The sequence below is a fragment of the Streptomyces sp. PTL18 genome (genome assembly GCF_059510295.1).
Genome location: NZ_JCAJZO010000109.1, coordinates 1 through 1,096 on the forward strand (window position 1 = coordinate 1; position 1,096 = coordinate 1,096).

The 1,096-nt window shown below is 72.8% G+C and carries 1 protein-coding gene; it reads left to right on the forward strand.

Annotated features, from left to right (window positions below):
* Positions 1-1,096, forward strand: a 1,096-nt coding sequence (locus AC5WS8_RS39185) for an acyl carrier protein (protein WP_496108242.1), incomplete at both ends; no start/stop codon positions are given.

Below are 1,096 nucleotides of genomic sequence, written 5' to 3' on the forward strand. Positions count from 1 at the left end.
CGGGGAGGCGTCCCGTCGTACGGTGTCCCTGGCGCAGCCGGTCGAGTCGGAAAAGGTCGGGTCCGCGCCTGCGATGACCGGAGAGGGCGATCTCCTCCAGCGGATCCGGGCGCACGCCGCCGTCGTGCTGGGGCACGCCCGTGCAGGCGAGGTGGACGCCGCGCTGACGTTCAAGGCGCTGGGCTTCGACTCGGCGACCTCGGTCGAGTTGCGGAACCGGCTCGTCACGGACACGGGACTCTCCTTGCCCGCCTCGGTCCTGTTCGACCACCCCACGCCGCAGGCGCTCGCCCGCCATGTGCGCCACCTGCTCGAAGGCGGCACCGATCCGGTGCCGGAGGCGGCGGTGGAGCTGAGGACCGCGGCCGACGAGGACCCCGTCGCCGTCGTCGCCATGGGCTGCCGACTGCCCGGTGGCATCCGCAGCCCCGAGGAACTGTGGGAGCTGCTGGCGGCCGGTGGCGACACCGTGTCGGCGTTCCCCGCGGACCGCGGGTGGGACCTGGAGAACCTCTACCATCCCGACCCGGAGCATCACGGCACGACCTACGCCCGCTCCGGGTCCTTCCTGTACGACGCGGCCCAGTTCGACCCGTTCTTCTTCGGTATCTCGCCGCGCGAGGCGGAGGCGATGGACCCGCAGCAGCGGCTGCTGCTCGAAGCCTCCTGGGAGGCTCTGGAGCGCGCCGGCATCGACCCCGCCACCCTGCGCGAGAGCGACGGCGGCGTGTTCGTCGGGCTCATGCAGCAGGAGTACGGTCCCGGGCTCCACAACGCCCCCGAGTCCGTCGACGGATACCTGCTGACCGGTACCTCCTGCAGTGTCGCCAGCGGGCGGATCGCCTACGTCCTCGGGCTGCGCGGCCAGGCCGTGACCGTGGACACCGCCTGCTCGTCCTCCCTGGTCGCCCTGCACATGGCCGTCCAGGCGCTGCGCTCCGGCGAGTGCTCGTTCGCGCTCGCGGGTGGCGCGACGGTCATGGCGGAGCCCGGGATCTTCGTGGAGTTCAGCCGGCAGCGGGGGCTGGCGCCGGACGGCCGGTGCAAGCCGTTCGCGGCGGGTGCGGACGGTACGGGGTGGGGTGAGGGTGTCGGT